Genomic DNA, 16079 nt, shown 5'->3' on the forward strand with positions numbered 1-16079 from the left:
CCCAGACTCCCTCCAAAGACTTTTGACGCCCTGCGGATCATCCCGATTCTGCTTGCAAAATCGGGATGATCCGCAGGGAATTAAAAGTCTTTGAAGGGGCATCATATGCCCGTGGCGGTTGCCCCGGGGAGGCTGTACCGGGGGGTCGGGCCGCAAAGGCGTAAAAAATCCCGCCTGGCGCGGGCCGACCCCCCGGTACAGCCGAAGAACCGAATAACATGAGACGGGTCTGGGGAAAACGTGGGCCTGTGGCCCTTCTACAGAAAGTTTCCCCCAGGGTAATTGATCAGAGCTTCCTTACGGCCCCGGTTTGCCGGTGGGAAACCGGGCCGCGTTAAAAATCTTCCTGGAGGTAAATCTCGTCGGTCTTCGTCTTCTTTATCTTGAGGGGTACCTGGCAGTAAGGGCAGTATATCTGCTGGCCCACCCTTTCGTCGCCGTCCAGCGGTATCTCGACGTCACAGGTGGGGCACGTAAGGTAGTCGATGGAGCCCAGGTCTGACATGGTGGTCTTACCTCCGCCGTCATATTGTCCACCAGGGCGGGCTTGGTTGTCAAGCCTTTTGGCCCGGTCGTCGGGAGAGGAAAAGAAAAGGAGTCCTGCGTGTACGAGACAAGGAGGCTCTACCTCGCCGTGGGCGAGCGGGTCATACATATGGAGCACCCCGAGTGGGGGGTGGGTCTCGTCGTCGAAGAGGCCCGCTCCACCGTGCCGGGCGGCATGTGCATGGTGAGGATCGAGTTCGCCGACGGCAAGAAGAGGGTCTTCAACAACGACATGGAGTGCCTGGACAGCTGCTGGTACGCGGGCATAAGAAGACACCCCTGATTTTTTCCATCTTCCCGTTGAGGAGGGCGTTCCGGGAGCGATGACGCCCATCAGGATGATAGCGGCTGCGCTGGCCGCCCTGGCGGTCTGCGCACCCACGGGCGCGGCGGCAAGGGCCGCCCTCGATGTGGCGCTCGTCATGGACGCCTCGGGCTCCATGAGGCGGACCGATCCCATGACGCTGCGCATACCGGCGGCGCGGATGTTCGTCGATCTGCTCGACGGGGCCGACAGGGTCGCGGTGGTGAGCTTCAGCACATCGGCCCGCGTGCTCGGCGGGCTGCGAAGTCTCGACGCCGCCGGTACGGCCGCCGTCGAAGAGGCGGTGGGGAAGGTCACCTCCAGCGGGGCATACACGAACCTGTACAAGGCCGTATCGGCCGCCGCAGACCTCCTGGAGAGGGGCGGCGGCGTGGAGGGCGGCGAGCGCCGCAGGCGCATAATCGTCCTCATGTCGGACGGCAAGATGGACGTGGGGGACCCGAAAAGGGATGAAGCGCTCGTCAGCAAGCTCAAGGACGGTCTCGTCGAAGAGCTAAAGAGGAGGTCCATAAGGGTCTACACCATCGCGTTCACCGAGGAGAGCGACATGGCGCTGCTTGAGGAGGTGGCCAGGAAGACGGGCGGCCTCTTCAACGTGGCCCCCTCGGACGACGTCTTCCACCTCGTCTTCGGCTCCATATTCGAAAGCCTCAAGGAGCCGGACATGCTCCCCATAGAGGAGAACACCTTCTTCGTCGACAAGGCCGTCGACGAGCTCACCGTCGTAGCCTCCAAGCACTCTCCCGAGACGCATATAACGCTCGTCGCACCCGGCGGCGTGGAGTTCACGGCCGCCACGCGGGACCCATCGACGAGGTGGTCGGTGGCCAGGACCTTCGAGATGATAACCATCCCGGACCCCGCGGACGGCACTTGGAAGATACTCTTCAGCACGGAAAACAACAAGGCCTACATCATAACGCGGCTCGGCATAGAGACGTCCCTCGACAGGCTCAACGTGATGCTCGGCGAGGGCGTGCCGGTGAACGCCTGGCTCGAGGACGCCGGCGGTGTGGTGACCGTGCCAGAGATACTCGATGAGCTCGACTTCGATCTTCACGTCTCCCTGCCCGACGGCTCGACGGAGAAGGCGGAGCTTGCAGACGACGGCGGCGAGGGAGACGTGGAGAAGGGGGACGGTGTCTTCTCCACCGTCTACAGGCCGGCCTTGACGGGCCCCTACAAGTTCAGGCTCGTGGCCGTCTCAAGGACCTTCGAGCGCGAAAAGACCTTTTCCTTCAACGTCTACGAGCCTGAGCCGGCCGGCGCGGAAGCCCACGGCGTCGCGCACTCCGGCGGGGAGCACGGCGCCGCCGCGCCGGACCGCGACGCACCGGCCGGCGGCCATGACGGCGGCCATGACGGCGAGGGAGGCGGCCACGGCGAGGAGGCGCCGCAGAGCGACGAAGAGCCCGGGGCCGATTCGGACGGCGGCGTGTGGAGCGGGGCCGTCGTGAAGTTTCTGCTCATCAACCTCCTGGCCGCCGGCGCGGTCCTCGGCTGGCTCAACCGCCGCAGGCTCGGCGGCGTCCGGGAGAAGTGGGCCTCCCTTGCCGCAAGGCTTGCGGGGCTGGTGGGGAAGAAAAAAGAGTGATAAAGATAGACGCCCTCCTCTTTCTCTTCATAGTCGAGTTCGCCGTGGCCGCTGTCGCGGCCCTTGTGGTCCTCTTCGTCCTCTACAGGAGGAAGGCCGGTGCCGCCAGGGAGGCGGTGAAGAAAAAAGAGGGCTTCGAGTCCGCCCTGAGGTCGGAGCTCGAGGAGCTCAAGAAGAAGATAGCCGGGGAGGACGCAGAAGGGGAAGGGGCGGCGCAGGGATACGAGCGCGAGATGATGAGGCGCATAGACCTTGCGCGCGTAGAGCTCCTCGAAAGGATCGTGGCCAGGCTCGAGGGGGCCGGCGACGAGCACTCCATGTGGGAGAGCATCTGCGAGAGCCTCACCGACGTGTTGCAGACCGACTTCGAAAAGCTCAGGGAGTCGGAGACCGAGAAGGCCCAGATCATGAAGCAGCTCGAGGCCTCTTCCTCGGCCATGGGCGACGTCAAGAGGCTGCTCGACGACAAGAGGCGCCTGCTCGCCGATCAGAGCGAGCTCAAGGAGAAGGTTCAGGAACTCAACCGCAACCTCGACAACATGACCAGGGCCTACGAGAACCTGACCCGCATTCACGCCGAGCTCGAAAGCGAGTACATGAGGGTCTACGGCCGGACCTCGGGGGACGGCGATGGCGCGCCGCCTCCCTCGGCCGCCGCCTCGGAAGAGGGGAAGGCGGACGGGGAGGCAGGGGAGCCGGTCCCGCAAGACGAAGCCGGAGAGGCCGGCCCGCAGGCCGGGCCCGCGCCTGATCCCGCCGCAGAGGCCGCCCCGTCCGCCGCCGCCGCATCCGTCCCGGCCGCCGGTGAGGGGACTGCCGCCGGTGAGGGGACTGCCGCCGGTGAAGGGACTGATGACGGTGAAGGGACGGCCGGCGGTGGAGGTGAGGGGCACGGCGAGGTTCGCCCCTGAACTCAACGGTCCCGGCCGCGCCCGCCGCGCTTGACAGGGAGGGTCGATTGTAATATAGGGAAGCTCTGATCCGTTCCACCGAGGGAGCCGGGGCCATGGCCCTTGAGTCTCCCCAGCGGTAATTGATCGGAGTCTCCATGGAGCTGTTTCATAAACAGTCCCTGTCGCTCTCTCTCGACGTCACGGAGCGCGCAGGACCCGTTTCCGGGCGGGGGCTGGGGGGGAGCGCCTTTTGAGGAGGGACGGCACATCGGCGACGGGGGCCCTCTTCGTTGTTGCCGCGTCGCTTCTGCTCCTTGCGCAGGGGTGCGGCGGCGATGGAGGCTCGGCCGGGACCTCGACGGCGGCCCCGGAGGGGGCGGCCGCCGCGACCGGCTCGGTGACGCTTGTATGGAGCGCCCCGGCGACCAACACGGACGGCACGCCGGTCGCCGACCTTGCGGGCTACAATATCTATTACGGCGCCTCGCCGGGAGACTACACCGCCTTCAGGGACGCCGGCAACGTCACGTCCTACACCCTCGATGGACTCAACTCGGGCGCGAAGTACTTTTTCGCCGTCACGGCCTACAACGAGGCGGGCTACGAGAGCGACTACTCCAACGAGGTGAGCGCCTCCGTGCCGTAGTCCCTGTTTTTTTCCTTGTAAAAGCCCCCCCGAAGATGCTAAATTAAGGGAACTCTGATTGATTGCACCGAGGGGACCTTTTTGTAAAAGTTTCCCCCGGGGTAATTCATCAGAGTTTCCTTAAGGGAACTCTGAATTCTTGCACGGAGGGGACCTTTTTGTAGGAGGGTCACGGACCCGCGGTTCCCCCGGCCGGCACGGGCCGTCCCGGCTCCCCCGCTTCACAGGCCGTGCCGGTCACGACAGCCGGAGAGATGCCCGAGCGGCCGAAGGGGCACGACTGGAAATCGTGTGTGCATTAATCGTGTACCGAGGGTTCGAATCCCTCTCTCTCCGCCACATTCGTCCATAGAGGGGGCCCCGTGCGGTCCGTCCGGGGGAGGCGGCGCGATCCTTCGATAGAAGCTCCCCGGAAGAGAGCCGCTTCGGGGCTTCCCCTAACGCTTTTGCGGGCGTTGTTGATAGCTGGGTCTCGCGCAATGGAAAGGGTGTGAACCCCGTCAGGTCCGGAAGGAAGCAGCGGTAGCACCTCGGCCCATGTGCCGCGAGGGTGCCTAGCTATCAACAGCGCCCGCAAAAGGTTTGGAGCCGGGCGCACTCCCCCCTGTACGTCACGACTCCCCGGATGCACAGCGGCCCCGGGGCGGCGAATCATGGTTGCCTTGACGGCTCTTCCTGCTGAAAAGTCCCGCATATGTCTTATCTCGTCATAGCAAGGAAGTGGCGGCCCCTCGTCTTCGACGAGATCGTCGGGCAGGACCACGTGACGACGACCCTCAGAAACGCCGTCACCTCCGGCAGGATCGCCCATGCCTATCTCTTTTCCGGTCCCAGGGGCGTGGGCAAGACCACGGCCGCCAGGATACTGGCCCGATGTCTCAACTGCGCACAGGGACCGACCGTCTCGCCATGCAACGAGTGTGACTCCTGCAGGGGGGTGGTGGCCGGCTCCTCGGTCGACGTCTTCGAGATAGACGGCGCCTCCAACACCGGCGTGGACAACATAAGGGAGCTGCGCGAGAGCGTCAGGTACGTGCCCAGCAGCGGCCGCTACAAGGTCTACATCATAGACGAGGTCCACATGCTCTCGGGCGCGGCCTTCAACGCCCTGCTCAAGACCCTTGAAGAGCCTCCGCCCCATGTGATATTCATCTTCGCCACGACGGAAGTCCACAAGATACCGGCCACGATACTCTCGCGGTGCCAGCGTTTCGACTTCAGGCGCATACCGCTGCGTGTCATAGAGGAGAGGCTGCGCTCGATTGCCTCGGCCGAGTCGATCACAATCGACGAAGAGGCCCTCTACATGATAACGAGGGAGGCCGACGGCAGCCTGCGCGACGCCCAGAGCCTCCTGGACCAGGTCATAGCCTTTGCCGGCACGGAGATAAGGGCCGCCGACGCGGCTTCGGCCCTCGGCCTCATGGACCGCACCACGCTCTTCGAGCTCACGGCGGCCGTTGTGGCGGGCGACGGCGCGAAGGCTTTAAATATCGTTGAAAAGATATATGATTTTGGTTATGATTTAAAAAAAGTCTGCTCCGAGATGCTCGAGCAGATCCGGGATCTCATGGTCCTGAAGGTCACGGGAGAGACGGCTCTCCTGGACCTGCCGGAGAGCGAGAAGGAGAGGCTCAAGGGACTTGCGGCCGGGCTGGGACTTGAGCGGATCGAGCAGCTCTTCACCGTGGTGACCAGGGGGCTCGACGAGCTTTCGAGGTCCGCCACACCGCGGTTCGCCCTCGAGATGGCCCTGGTGAGGGCCGCGCATACGGGCGAGCTGAAGACGCTCGCCGAGATCGCGGCGGGACTGGAGGCGCTGAGGAGCGCCTTTTCCGCCGGGGTGCCCCTTGCGGGGGTGGCTCCGGGGCGGCCCCGGCCGGAGTCGGGACCGGCGCCGGCGTCTCCGAAGGCGCCGAAGTCCGTCAAGGCCGCGGCGGTCGCCGGGGGGACCCCGGCGAAGGAGGCCGCCGGGGCGCCGGGAAGGGCTCCGGCTACGCAGGGGGGGGCTCCGGCTGCGCAGGGGGGGCAGGCGGGGCAAGGGGGGGACGCCGCCTCTGCGGCAAAGGCCGGGCAGGGCCGAAAGGGCGCGGCAAAGGCCGGGCTCGTAGAACTCCTTAAAAAGCGCGACCGCGTGGCGGCCAGGGTCCTCTCCCAGGCCGACGTGCGCTTCGGCGGCGCCGAGGTGGAGATAAGGGCCGGCGCCGGGGAGGCCGTCCTGCGCCAGGCCGAGCACCGCAGGTCTCTCGAAAAGGCCCTTGCCGAGTACCTTGGCCGCCCGGCGCGGGTGAGCTTCGGTCCCCCCGACGCCGCAGGCGCGGACCCCCAGGCCATCGTCGAGGAGGCGCGCCGCATATTCGACGCCGAGATAATTGAAAACCCCAGGAGGAGCGATGTCTAAACAGTTAGCCAGCATAATGAAGCAGGCCCAGAAGATGCAGCAGAAGGTCGCCGAGATACAGAAGGAGATGGCCGGCAAGACCGTCGAGGCCAGCGCCGGCGGCGGCATGGTCACGGCTGTCGTCAACGGCGCCAACAAGCTCGTCTCCATAAAGATAGACCCCGCCGTCGTGGACCCCGATGACGTCGAGATGCTCCAGGACCTCGTCGTCGCCGCCGTGAACGAGGCCTTCGCCAGGGCCCAGCAGATGATAAGCGACGAGATGTCGAAGGTTACGGCCGGTCTCGGTATGAACATACCGGGTCTTTTGTGAGGGCCATGGAGTACGCCGGGCCCATCCGCAGACTCATCGACTCCTTCGCCAGGCTGCCGGGCATAGGCGAGAAGACGGCCTCGCGGCTGGCGCTCTACGTGCTCAACGCCGACAAGGGCTACGTGGACGAGTTCGTCGCCAGCCTGCTGGAGGTCAGGGATGGGGTGGGCCTCTGCTCCGAGTGCATGACCTTCTCCGAGAGGGACCCCTGCGCCATATGCGGCGACGCGCGCCGTGACGGCTCCACGCTCTGCGTGGTAGGCGACTACAAGGACATGGTGGCCATCGAGTCCGGCGGTGCCTACCGGGGCCGCTACCATATCCTGCACGGCACGCTCTCTCCGCTCAAGGGGATAGGGCCGGGCGAGATAAGGCTCGCCGAGCTCGTGCGCAGGGTCGAGCGCGGCGGCGTGGCCGAGGTCATCGTCGCCACCGGCTTCGACAGCGAGGGCGAAGCCACGGCCGTCTATATTACGGACCTCCTCAAGCCCTACGGCGTGAAGACGACCCGCATAGCCTCGGGCGTGCCCATGGGCAGCTTCATCGAGTACATGGACAGCTCCACGCTCTCGCGGGCCATGGAAGGCAGGCGCGAGCTCTGAGCTCGGCCCGCGCCGTCTGCGCGGGAAGAGCGCCGGGAGGCTGAAAGGGCCTGGACGTCGAGTGGACGGGCGGACCGGCACCGCGAAGGCTTGCCGCCCCGCGGCGGCCTGGCGCCCCGCGGCAACGACCCCTCCGGGGAAAAAGAAAACGAAGGGAAGAAGAGACTATGGAAGGTTACGTTGAGGTAAGGTGGCACGGCCGGGCCCAGCAGGGCATAGTGACGGCCGCCAAGATGCTGGGCGAGGCCGCGCTGCTCTCCGGCAAGTACGTCCAGGCCTTTCCCGAGTTCGGCCCCGAGAGGATGGGGGCGCCGGTCAAGGCCTTCAACCGCGTCTCCGACGAGCCCATAAGGCTCCACTGTCAGGTGACCAGGCCCGACATCGTGGTCATAGCAGATCCCACGCTCATCGGCATGGATATCTCCGGCGGTATGGGCGTGGCGGGCAGCGTCACCGACGGAACGGACGAAAAGGCCGTCTTCATCGTCAACACCACCAAGAGCGCCGAACAGATGCGCGGCGAGCTCGGAGTGGGCGACGGCCCCGCCGTCTTCACCGTCGACGCCTCCCGCATCTCGATGGAGAGCCTGGGCCGTCACATGCCCAACGCGCCCCTTCTCGGCGCGCTCTCCAGGGTCACTTCACTGGTGCCGCTCGACGCCCTGACAAGCAACTTCAGGGACAACTACTCCAAGAAATTCAGCGCCAGGGTCATAGAGGGCAACGTCAACGCCATCCGCCGCGGCTACGAGGAGGCGGCCTGAGCGGGCCTCTGTTCTCCTTCCGTGCCGATACAAAGACGAACAAGGGGGTAAGATGAAAGTCGATAAAGAGCTTCCCTGGGGAGGCGTCATACTCGATGCGGGCTCGGCCGACGCCTACTCCACGGGCGGCTGGCGCAAGCTGCGGCCCGTGCTCGACAGGGACAAGTGCATAGACTGCCTCATCTGCTGGGTCATGTGCCCCGACTCGGCCATCATAGTCGAGGACGGCAAGATGACCGGGTTCGATCTCGAACACTGCAAGGGTTGCGGCATCTGCGCCGTCGAGTGTCCCGACAAGGTGAAGGCGATTACTATGGAAGAGGAGGCCGTCTGATGTCAGTAGCCACGAAGCCAGCAAACCGGGTCGGTCTTACCGGCAACTCGGCCGTTGCGCACGCCATGAGGCAGATAGACCCCGACGTGGTGGCGGCCTACCCCATAACGCCGTCGACGACGGTGGTCGAGGAGTTCTCCGGCTACGTAGCCGACGGCAAGGTCTCCACCGAGCTCATCACCGTGGAGAGCGAGCATTCGGCCATGAGCGCCTGCGTGGGCGCCTCGGCGGCCGGCGCGCGGGTCATGACGGCCACGAGCTCACAGGGACTCGCCCTCATGTGGGAGGTCCTCTACATAGCCTCGGGCATGAGGCTGCCCGTGGTGATGGCCACCGTCAACAGGGCGCTCTCGGCGCCCATCAACATACACTGCGACCACTCGGACTCCATGGGAGCCAGGGACTCGGGCTGGATACAGCTCTACTCCGAGACCGTCCAGGAGGCCTACGACAACCTCTTCCAGGCCGTGAGGATCGCCGAGCACAGGGACGTGCGCCTGCCCGTCATGGTCTGTCTCGACGGCTTCATAACGAGCCACGCCATCGAGAACATGGAGCTCATAGACGACGGGGCGGTGAGGGACTTCATAGGAGAGTACAGGCCCGACACGTCGCTTCTCGACACGGACAATCCGGTGACCCTCGGCGCCATGACCCTGCCCGACACGTACATGGAGTTCAAGCGCCAGCAGTCCGAGGCGATGACGCGCTCCAAGGGCGTCATACTCGACGTGGCAAAGGAGTTCGAAAGTGCCTTCGGCAGGAGCTACGGCCTCTTCGACGCCTACATGGTCGACGACGCCGACGAGGTCATAGTGATCCTCAACTCGGCGGCCGGCACCACCAAGGTGGCCGTCGACAGGCTGAGGAAGGAGGGCAGGAAGGTCGGCGTGCTCAGGCCCCGCGTCTACAGGCCCTTCCCTCACGAGGAACTCGCCCAGGCCCTGCGGGGCAGGAAGGCCGTGGCCGTGCTCGACCGCGCCGACTCGATGAACGCCTTCGGCGGCCCCCTCTTCAGCGACATCCGCTCGGCCCTCTACGAAGTGGACGACAGGCCCGTGGTCTTCGGCCGCATATACGGCCTCGGCGGGCGCGACTACATGGTCGAGGACGCCCTCGGCGTATTCGACGAGCTCAGGGAGGCGGCCGGGAAGGGCAGGGCCGGCGAGCTGATAAAGTACATAACCCAAGGATAGAGGACGATATGGCGACTCTCAAGCAACTGGCAAGTCAGGAAGAGCTCTTCACCGGAGGCCACCGGCTCTGCGCCGGCTGCGGCATACCGCCCATAGTGAGGCTTCTGCTCAGGTCGGCGGGCGGGCCCGTTGTGGCCGCCACGGCCACGGGGTGTCTCGAGGTGGGCACCACCATCTACCCTTACACGTCGTGGCGCATACCGTGGATACACTCGGCCTTCGAGAACGCCGCCGCAACCATAAGCGGTGTGGAAGCGGCCTACCGGGTTCTGAAGAAGAAGGGGAGACTGCCGGGCGGCGACAAGGAGATCAAGTTCGTCGCCTTCGGCGGCGACGGAGGCACCTACGACATAGGCTTCCAGTCCCTCTCGGGGGCGCTCGAGAGGGGGCACGACTTCCTCTACGTCTGCTACGACAACGGCGCGTACATGAACACCGGCATACAGCGCTCCAGCGCAACGCCGCTTGGAGCCGGCACCACTACGAGCCCGGCCGGGTCGGTCATCCCCGGCAAGAGCGAGTGGCGCAAGGACCTCACCCGCATAGTGGTGGCCCATAACGTGCCCTACGCGGCCCAGGCCTCGCCCCACAACTGGTCGGACCTCGCCAGGAAGGCCCAAAAGGCGCTCTCCACGAAGGGGCCGACCTTCCTCAACATACTCTCGCCCTGTCCGCTGGGCTGGTACTCGAAGCCGGAGGACTCGATGCGGCTTGCCAAGCTCGCCTCCGACACCTGCTACTGGCCTCTCTACGAGGTCGAAGACGGCGTGCTCAAGGTCACCTACAAGCCGCGCGATAAGAGACCCGTGGAGGAGTGGCTAAGGCTCCAGGGCAGGTTCAAGCACCTCTTCAGGGGAGGTGACGGCTCGGTCGTCGAAGCCCTCCAGAAGGGGATCGACGACGAATGGGAGAGACTCCTGGAGCTTGACGGCAAACGGATCTGAAGAGGCGCAGGCGGACCTTCTTCTACACCGGCGGCCGGCGGGCGTCAATCCCCCCCGCCGACAGGTCCGCCGCCCTTGCTTGACGCCCCCGGCGCCGGGGCGGGGAAACGGTCATGACTCAAAGCTCGCTTGTGATGTTCGATGAAGAGTACCGTGAGCTTACCGGCATCGTCGAGAAGCTCGTGGCCGACGCCAACGCAAAGAGCGCTTTCCTCGTGGACAAGGACGGCCAGCTCATTACGCTCGGCGGCGAGACCGAGGGCATGGACGTGACCTCGCTCGCCTCGCTCACGGCGGGCAACATTGCTGCCACCGACGGCCTTGCAAAGCTCGTGGGCGAAAAGGAGTTCTCCATACTCTTCCACGAGGGGGAGAAGGACAACATCCACCTCTCGCTCATCGCCGGCAAGGTCATACTCGTCGTCATATTCGACGAGAGGAGCTCGCTCGGGCTTGTAAGGCTCCGGGTCAGGAAGGCGAGCCGGGCGCTCGAAGAGTGTATAGAACGGGTCGTCAAGAGGGCCCGGGGCTCGCAGTCGGCGGAGTCGAGGCTCCTCGACGAGATCACGGACGAGGACATAGACAAGCTCTTCAGTTGAAGCCCCTACGCCCCCGGCGCCGGCCCACAGACTCGGGGAGAGTATCGACACTCACGATATGTCTTTCATAAACTACTCCGCAAGGGAGATAAACTGCAAGATCGTCTACTACGGCCCCGGCCTCTGCGGCAAGACGACGAACCTGCAGTTCATATATTCCAAGACGAGACCCGAATCGAAGGGAAAGATGATCTCCCTGGCCACCGAGACGGAGAGGACGCTCTTCTTCGACTTCCTGCCGCTCGCCCTCGGTGAGATAAAGGGTTTTAAGACCCGGTTCCACCTCTATACCGTGCCGGGCCAGATCTTCTACGATGCGTCGAGAAAGCTCATATTGAAGGGGGTTGACGGCATCGTCTTCGTCGCCGACTCGCAGGTGGAGCGCATGGACGCCAACCTCGAGAGCTTCGACAACATGCGTCTCAACCTCGCCGAACAGGGTTACAACCTCGACGAGCTCCCTTACGTCATACAGTACAACAAGCGCGACCTCGCCGACGTGGTGCCCGTGACGGAGCTGAAGAAAGTGCTCAACACCAGGGGCGTGCCCGACTTCGAGGCCGTGGCCGTCAAGGGTGTCGGCGTCTTCGAGACCCTCAAGGCCGTGGTCAAGCTGGTGCTCAGGGAACTCAAGAAAGGGGCGTAATGAACGTGAGTGCGCGGGAAAAGGTCATCTCCGACATGAAGGAAGCGCTGAAACGTGGCGAAAAAGCTCGTCTTTCCGTGCTACGCATGTTCGTTGCGGCCATGAAGAACAAGGAGATCGAGCTCAGGCGCGGGCTCGATGACGGAGAGGTCGCCCAGGTGGCGGCCACCCTCATCCGCCAGAGGACCGACTCGGTGGTCCAGTACCGCCGCGGCGGCCGTGACGACCTGGCCGACAGGGAAGAGGCCGAGATCGCGGTCCTCAGGGCCTACCTGCCCGAACAGTTGTCGGCCTCGGAGCTCGAGGAGGTCGTGGCCTCCGCCGTGGAAGAGCTCGGCGCCTCGGACATGAAGGACATGGGGCGCGTCATGAAGTCGGTCATGGAGAAGGTCAGGGGCCGGGCCGACGGCAGGGTCGTGAGCGAGACCGTTAGGAAGGCCCTCTCCCGCTGACGTTCCGGGTAGCTCCTTCGGGGGGAGGAGGGGGAGCGCCTTTCCGCAACTCCTTCCTCTGAGCGCCCGCAGGGGGGCAAAGAGGGGGCGCAAGGGCGTTAAAAGGCCCGCATGGCGCGAGTCGGCCCCTGCGGCCGCCGCCGCGGCCGGGGCCCTTGGACGGAGAGTCTTCCAGGGGGCGGCCAGTCCCTCTTTCACCGACATGGGAATGAGAAAGGAAGTGGAGTCATGAAGATACGCGAGATATACGAGAGGGCCTACAGGCGCGGCATGGAGCTCGATCCCCGCGGCGGCGACGAGGTCGCCAAGGTTCTCGAGAGGACGAAGAAGGATTACGAGGACCTCAAGGAGAAGGAGCGCAAGTGGTTCGACATGGAGGCCCTCGAAAACCCTTTCGCCGACACGCGCATCCTCTACGGCGACCCGGAGGGCGAGGTGAGGCGCGTGATGGTGGGCATCGACGTTGAGGTCGGCGAGGTGCTCCTTGCCGACCGGCTCGGCGGGAAGGGCACGCCCGTGGACCTCATCATAGCCCATCACCCCGAGGGCCGTCCCATGGCCAGGCTCTACGACGTGATGGACATGCAGGCCGGCATCCTCAACCGCTACGGCGTGCCCATAAACGTGGCCGAGAGCCTGATGAGCGACCGCATAAAGGAGGTGGAGCGCAGGCTCATGCCGGCCAACCACACGAGGGCCGTCGACGCCGCAAAGCTTCTGGGCATCCCGATGATGTGCATACACACGCCCTCGGACAACGCCGTGACCGACTACCTTCAGCGTCTCTTCGACGACGCCACCCCCCGTTACGTCTCCGACGTGGTCGACACGCTCAGGGACATACCCGAGTACCGGGCGGCCATGGAGGAGGCCGTGGGGCCCAAGGTGGTCGTCGGCTCTGCGCGGCGCAGGGCGGGCAAGGTCTTCGTCGACATGACGGGGGGCACGGGCGGCAGCAAGAAGGCCTTCGAGAAACTATCCCAGGCGGGAGTGGGCACGGTCGTGGGCATGCACATAGGCGAGGAGCACCGCAAGGAAGCGGAAAAGCACCATATAAACGTCGTCCTGGCCGGTCACATATCGAGCGACAACCTGGGGCTCAACCTCCTGCTCGACTACGTGCTCGACGGCGTGGACGTGGTCGCCTGCTCGGGCTTCAGGAGGATAACGAGAAAGTAGGTCTCCCGGCGGGGCGAGCATCCCCGCCGCGACGTCCGTCCCTTGACTCTTACCGCACATCCAACGGCCGCCCTTGTCGATGAGGCCACGCTCGAAGCCCTCGAGTACGGTCTGGTCCTCGAGGCCGTGGCGTCCCATGCCTCGTCGGTCCAGGCCGCCAGCTCCATCAGGGACCTCAGACCCATGGCCGACCCCGCGGCCATGGAAGAAGCTTACGCCTCGGTGGCCGAACTGTCGGCCCTCCTCGACGCCGGCGGCCGTCTGCCGCTCGGCGGGCTGCGCGACGTGAGGGGGCCGCTCTCGCGCTGCGTCCCAGAGGGGGCCTGCCTGCCGCCCGAAGAACTCCTCGACATCCGGTACACGCTCGAGACGGCCGTCGGCCTCAGGGCCGTGGTCGACGCCGATTTCAGGGGCCTCTGTCCCCGCGCAGCGGCGCTCATCGGGACCCTGAGCGACCAGCGCGACCTGCTGCGCCGCCTCGATGGCGCCGTCGACGAGAAGGGCGGCGTCAAGGATACGGCCTCCCGGCGTCTCCTGTCCATAAGGGGGGAGATACGGCGCACCATGGAACGCTCGCGCTCGCTGATAGCCGAGATGGCCCGCAGCGAGCGCTGCAGGGACGCGCTGGCCGACGACCTCTACTCGGTCCGCGACGACCGCTACGTGCTCATGGTGAAGGCCGGCCCCCACGCCTCCTTTCCCGGCGTGGTCCACGGCCGCTCGGCGAGCGGGCTCACCTACTTCATAGAGCCCATGCAGATGGTGGAGCTCAACAACCGGCTCGCCATACTGCGCCGCGACGAGTCGGCCGAGGTGATGAGGATCCTGCGCGAACTCACCGCCGCGGTGGCCGCCGTCAAGAGCGAGATAGAGGCCGACATAGCGGTCATGGTCGAGCTCGACCGCCTCCAGGCGAAGGCGCTCTTCGGCAGGGCCGTCGACGGGGTGGTCCCGGTGCTTCGCACCGACGGCTCCGTGAGCCTTCGCGGCGCGCGCCACCCTCTGCTCGTCTTCAGGGAGGCCGAGGGCAAGGGCCGCGCCGTCCCCATAGACATGGAGCTGGAGCCCCACGTGGCGGTGCTCGTCATATCGGGGGCCAATACGGGGGGAAAGACGGTCTCACTCAAGACCCTGGGCCTCTTGACGCTTCTCGCCCAGTCGGCCGTCCCGGTCCCGGCCGCCCCGGGCAGCGCGCTCAGCGTCTTCGGCCGCCTCTGGGCCGACATCGGCGACCGCCAGAGCATCGTATCCGATCTCAGCACCTTCTCGGCCCACCTGCGGCGCACGGCCCGCATACTCGACGGCGCCGGACCCTCAACCCTCGTTCTCATCGACGAGATAGGCGTGGGCACCGACCCGGCCGAGGGGAGCGCCCTTGCGCTCTCGGTGCTCGAGGAGCTCGCGTCAAGGGGGGCGAAGACCGTCGTAACCACCCATCTCAATCTGCTCAAGGCCCATGCCCAGACCGATCCGGCCTTCGAGAACTGCGCCGTCCTCTTCGACGAGGAGGCCATGCGTCCGCTCTACGCCCTGCGGCGCGGGGTGCCGGGACCGAGCCTCGGGCTTGCGGTGGCGCTGAAGTACGGCCTGCCCCAGGAGGTCGTGGAGCGCGCAAAAGAGAGGCTTGCCGGCGGCGAGGGGGCCTTCGTCGAGTCTGTGCGGCTGCTGGAAGAGGAGAAGGAGAGGGTCGCTCGGCTGGAGGCGAGGCTCCGCGAACTCGAGGCCCGGAGGAGCGAGGCGGTGGAGCGGTTCAGGCGCGAGCGTCGAAGACTCGTCGAGCGGCTGCGCCGCCGGCTGGAGCAGGACGCCGAGCGGGCGAGGACCGAGATCCGCCGTGTCACCGAAGAACTCAGGGGGACGGCCACGCGGGGCGAGGCCGAGAGGGCCTCGAAGCTCGTCCGCCGGGCCCTCGGCTCCTTCGCGCCGGCGCCCGAAGGGCGGGATGAGCGCTCTTACCGGCCCCGCCCCGGCGACTGGGTCGAGGTCACCGGCACGGGCCGTCGCGGCGAGGTGACGGCCGTGGACGACGGGGCAAGGCGCGCCGACGTTGCGGTGGGAGGGCTCAAGGTCAGGCTTGCCTGGTCGAGGCTCAAGAAAGTCGCCGCCCCCGCCGCGCCGGTCCGGCCCTCGGGAGCGGCCGTGCTCGCAGGAGACGCCGCGGCGGCTATGACGCTCAACATCATCGGAAAGCGCGTGGACGAGGCGCTTGCGCTCGTGCGGGGTTTCGTCGAAAAGGCCCACATGGTGGGCCTCGAGAGGGTTGAGATAATACACGGAGTGGGCACCGGCGCCCTGGCGCGCGCAGTGCGCGCCTTCCTCAAGGAAAGTCCCGTGGTAAAGGGGGCTTCGCCGGGAAATCCGGACAGGGGCGGGGCCGGCGTAACGGTGGTGGCGCTCAAATGATCTCCGGCGACGGGCTCCGGCCCTCTCACGCCGTGGTGTCCCTTATGGCGTAATGATGAGACCCCCTGAGGGAGGACCGGTCGCGCCAGGCGGGGGTATACGCCTTTGCGACCGGTCCTCCCTCAGGGGGTCGAAGTCCACGAGGCACGGAAGGTGGAGGCAGGGAAAGTCTGAGGGAACCTTTTTGTAAAAGGGTCACAGACCCACGGTTCCCTCAGACTCCCTCCAAAAACTTTTGACGC

General features: G+C 65.6%; 17 protein-coding genes, 1 tRNA gene and 1 other RNA gene. 18 read left to right on the forward strand and 1 reads right to left on the reverse strand.

The window, feature by feature from the left end:
• Nucleotides 1-334: 334 nt before the first annotated feature.
• Complete coding sequence (locus ENJ37_03690; protein ID HHL39589.1) at nucleotides 335-505, reverse strand: lysine biosynthesis protein LysW; 171 nt, start codon at nucleotides 503-505, stop codon at nucleotides 335-337.
• A 21-nt stretch (nucleotides 506-526) separates the two neighbouring features.
• Between ENJ37_03690 and ENJ37_03695 the strand changes: the two genes are divergently transcribed.
• From ENJ37_03695 to ENJ37_03780, 18 genes are all read left to right on the forward strand, one after another.
• Complete coding sequence (locus ENJ37_03695; GenBank protein ID HHL39590.1) at nucleotides 527-829, forward strand: DUF3553 domain-containing protein; 303 nt, start codon at nucleotides 527-529, stop codon at nucleotides 827-829.
• Nucleotides 830-869: 40 nt separating this feature from the next.
• On the forward strand, nucleotides 870-2465 hold the full coding sequence (locus ENJ37_03700) for a VWA domain-containing protein (protein ID HHL39591.1): 1596 nt from the start codon (nucleotides 870-872) through the stop codon (nucleotides 2463-2465).
• A complete protein-coding gene (locus ENJ37_03705) occupies nucleotides 2462-3376 on the forward strand; it encodes a hypothetical protein (GenBank protein HHL39592.1) in 915 nt (304 codons plus the stop codon). The genes ENJ37_03700 and ENJ37_03705 overlap by 4 nt, the downstream gene beginning before the upstream one ends.
• A gap of 232 nt (nucleotides 3377-3608) precedes the next feature.
• Entirely contained in the window at nucleotides 3609-4004 is a 396-nt protein-coding gene (locus ENJ37_03710) for a hypothetical protein (GenBank protein HHL39593.1), read from the forward strand.
• Nucleotides 4005-4252: 248 nt separating this feature from the next.
• Nucleotides 4253-4343: transfer RNA gene (locus tag ENJ37_03715), tRNA-Ser, on the forward strand.
• 124 nt (nucleotides 4344-4467) lie between these two features.
• Nucleotides 4468-4567: signal recognition particle sRNA small type (ffs, locus tag ENJ37_03720), an RNA gene on the forward strand.
• Nucleotides 4568-4698: 131 nt separating this feature from the next.
• Nucleotides 4699-6405 carry a DNA polymerase III subunit gamma/tau gene (gene dnaX, locus ENJ37_03725; GenBank protein HHL39594.1) on the forward strand — a complete coding sequence of 569 codons (1707 nt, stop codon included), beginning with the start codon at nucleotides 4699-4701 and terminating at the stop codon, nucleotides 6403-6405.
• On the forward strand, nucleotides 6398-6718 hold the full coding sequence (locus ENJ37_03730) for a YbaB/EbfC family nucleoid-associated protein (protein ID HHL39595.1): 321 nt from the start codon (nucleotides 6398-6400) through the stop codon (nucleotides 6716-6718). The genes dnaX and ENJ37_03730 overlap by 8 nt, the downstream gene beginning before the upstream one ends.
• 5 nt (nucleotides 6719-6723) lie before the next feature.
• Nucleotides 6724-7320, forward strand: coding sequence for a recombination protein RecR (gene recR / locus ENJ37_03735; protein ID HHL39596.1), 597 nt, complete (start codon nucleotides 6724-6726; stop codon nucleotides 7318-7320).
• 167 nt (nucleotides 7321-7487) lie between these two features.
• On the forward strand, nucleotides 7488-8084 hold the full coding sequence (locus ENJ37_03740) for a pyruvate synthase (protein ID HHL39597.1): 597 nt from the start codon (nucleotides 7488-7490) through the stop codon (nucleotides 8082-8084).
• Nucleotides 8085-8136: 52 nt separating this feature from the next.
• Nucleotides 8137-8418: a ferredoxin gene (locus tag ENJ37_03745; protein ID HHL39598.1), complete on the forward strand. Its 282-nt coding sequence runs from the start codon at nucleotides 8137-8139 to the stop codon at nucleotides 8416-8418.
• A complete protein-coding gene (gene porA / locus ENJ37_03750; protein ID HHL39599.1) occupies nucleotides 8418-9614 on the forward strand; it encodes a pyruvate ferredoxin oxidoreductase in 1197 nt (398 codons plus the stop codon). Before ENJ37_03745 ends, porA begins: the two co-directional genes overlap by 1 nt.
• Before the next feature lie 8 nt (nucleotides 9615-9622).
• Nucleotides 9623-10558, forward strand: a complete 936-nt coding sequence (locus ENJ37_03755) for a pyruvate ferredoxin oxidoreductase (protein ID HHL39600.1) — start codon at nucleotides 9623-9625, stop codon at nucleotides 10556-10558.
• Nucleotides 10559-10671: 113 nt separating this feature from the next.
• Nucleotides 10672-11157 (forward strand): roadblock/LC7 domain-containing protein, encoded by a 486-nt coding sequence (locus ENJ37_03760; protein ID HHL39601.1) that lies wholly within the window; start codon nucleotides 10672-10674, stop codon nucleotides 11155-11157.
• A 58-nt stretch (nucleotides 11158-11215) separates the two neighbouring features.
• A complete protein-coding gene (locus tag ENJ37_03765) occupies nucleotides 11216-11803 on the forward strand; it encodes a gliding-motility protein MglA (protein HHL39602.1) in 588 nt (195 codons plus the stop codon).
• The gene (locus ENJ37_03770) at nucleotides 11803-12255 is read left to right on the forward strand and encodes a GatB/YqeY domain-containing protein (protein ID HHL39603.1); all 453 of its coding nucleotides are present in this window, start codon (nucleotides 11803-11805) and stop codon (nucleotides 12253-12255) included. The genes ENJ37_03765 and ENJ37_03770 overlap by 1 nt, the downstream gene beginning before the upstream one ends.
• A 228-nt stretch (nucleotides 12256-12483) precedes the next feature.
• Nucleotides 12484-13434, forward strand: coding sequence for an NGG1p interacting factor NIF3 (locus ENJ37_03775; protein HHL39604.1), 951 nt, complete (start codon nucleotides 12484-12486; stop codon nucleotides 13432-13434).
• Between the two features lie 42 nt (nucleotides 13435-13476).
• The gene (locus tag ENJ37_03780) at nucleotides 13477-15837 is read left to right on the forward strand and encodes an endonuclease MutS2 (protein ID HHL39605.1); all 2361 of its coding nucleotides are present in this window, start codon (nucleotides 13477-13479) and stop codon (nucleotides 15835-15837) included.
• Nucleotides 15838-16079: the final 242 nt, after the last annotated feature.

Source organism: Deltaproteobacteria bacterium (assembly GCA_011375175.1).
GTDB lineage: Bacteria > Desulfobacterota > GWC2-55-46 > GWC2-55-46 > DRME01 > DRME01.

Excerpts from the sequence above, each read along its gene's own strand:
- ENJ37_03730 (HHL39595.1), top strand. The coding sequence starts at position 6,398 with ATGTCTAAACAGTTAGCCAGCATAATGAAGCAGGCCCAGAAGATGCAG.
- ENJ37_03690 (HHL39589.1), bottom strand. The coding sequence starts at position 505 with ATGTCAGACCTGGGCTCCATCGACTACCTTACGTGCCCCACCTGTGAC.
- ENJ37_03745 (HHL39598.1), top strand. The coding sequence starts at position 8,137 with ATGAAAGTCGATAAAGAGCTTCCCTGGGGAGGCGTCATACTCGATGCG.
- ENJ37_03770 (HHL39603.1), top strand. The coding sequence starts at position 11,803 with ATGAACGTGAGTGCGCGGGAAAAGGTCATCTCCGACATGAAGGAAGCG.
- ENJ37_03775 (HHL39604.1), top strand. The coding sequence starts at position 12,484 with ATGAAGATACGCGAGATATACGAGAGGGCCTACAGGCGCGGCATGGAG.
- ENJ37_03765 (HHL39602.1), top strand. The coding sequence starts at position 11,216 with ATGTCTTTCATAAACTACTCCGCAAGGGAGATAAACTGCAAGATCGTC.
- ENJ37_03700 (HHL39591.1), top strand. The coding sequence starts at position 870 with ATGACGCCCATCAGGATGATAGCGGCTGCGCTGGCCGCCCTGGCGGTC.
- dnaX (HHL39594.1), top strand. The coding sequence starts at position 4,699 with ATGTCTTATCTCGTCATAGCAAGGAAGTGGCGGCCCCTCGTCTTCGAC.
- ENJ37_03760 (HHL39601.1), top strand. The coding sequence starts at position 10,672 with ATGACTCAAAGCTCGCTTGTGATGTTCGATGAAGAGTACCGTGAGCTT.
- porA (HHL39599.1), top strand. The coding sequence starts at position 8,418 with ATGTCAGTAGCCACGAAGCCAGCAAACCGGGTCGGTCTTACCGGCAAC.
- ENJ37_03755 (HHL39600.1), top strand. The coding sequence starts at position 9,623 with ATGGCGACTCTCAAGCAACTGGCAAGTCAGGAAGAGCTCTTCACCGGA.
- recR (HHL39596.1), top strand. The coding sequence starts at position 6,724 with ATGGAGTACGCCGGGCCCATCCGCAGACTCATCGACTCCTTCGCCAGG.
- ENJ37_03740 (HHL39597.1), top strand. The coding sequence starts at position 7,488 with ATGGAAGGTTACGTTGAGGTAAGGTGGCACGGCCGGGCCCAGCAGGGC.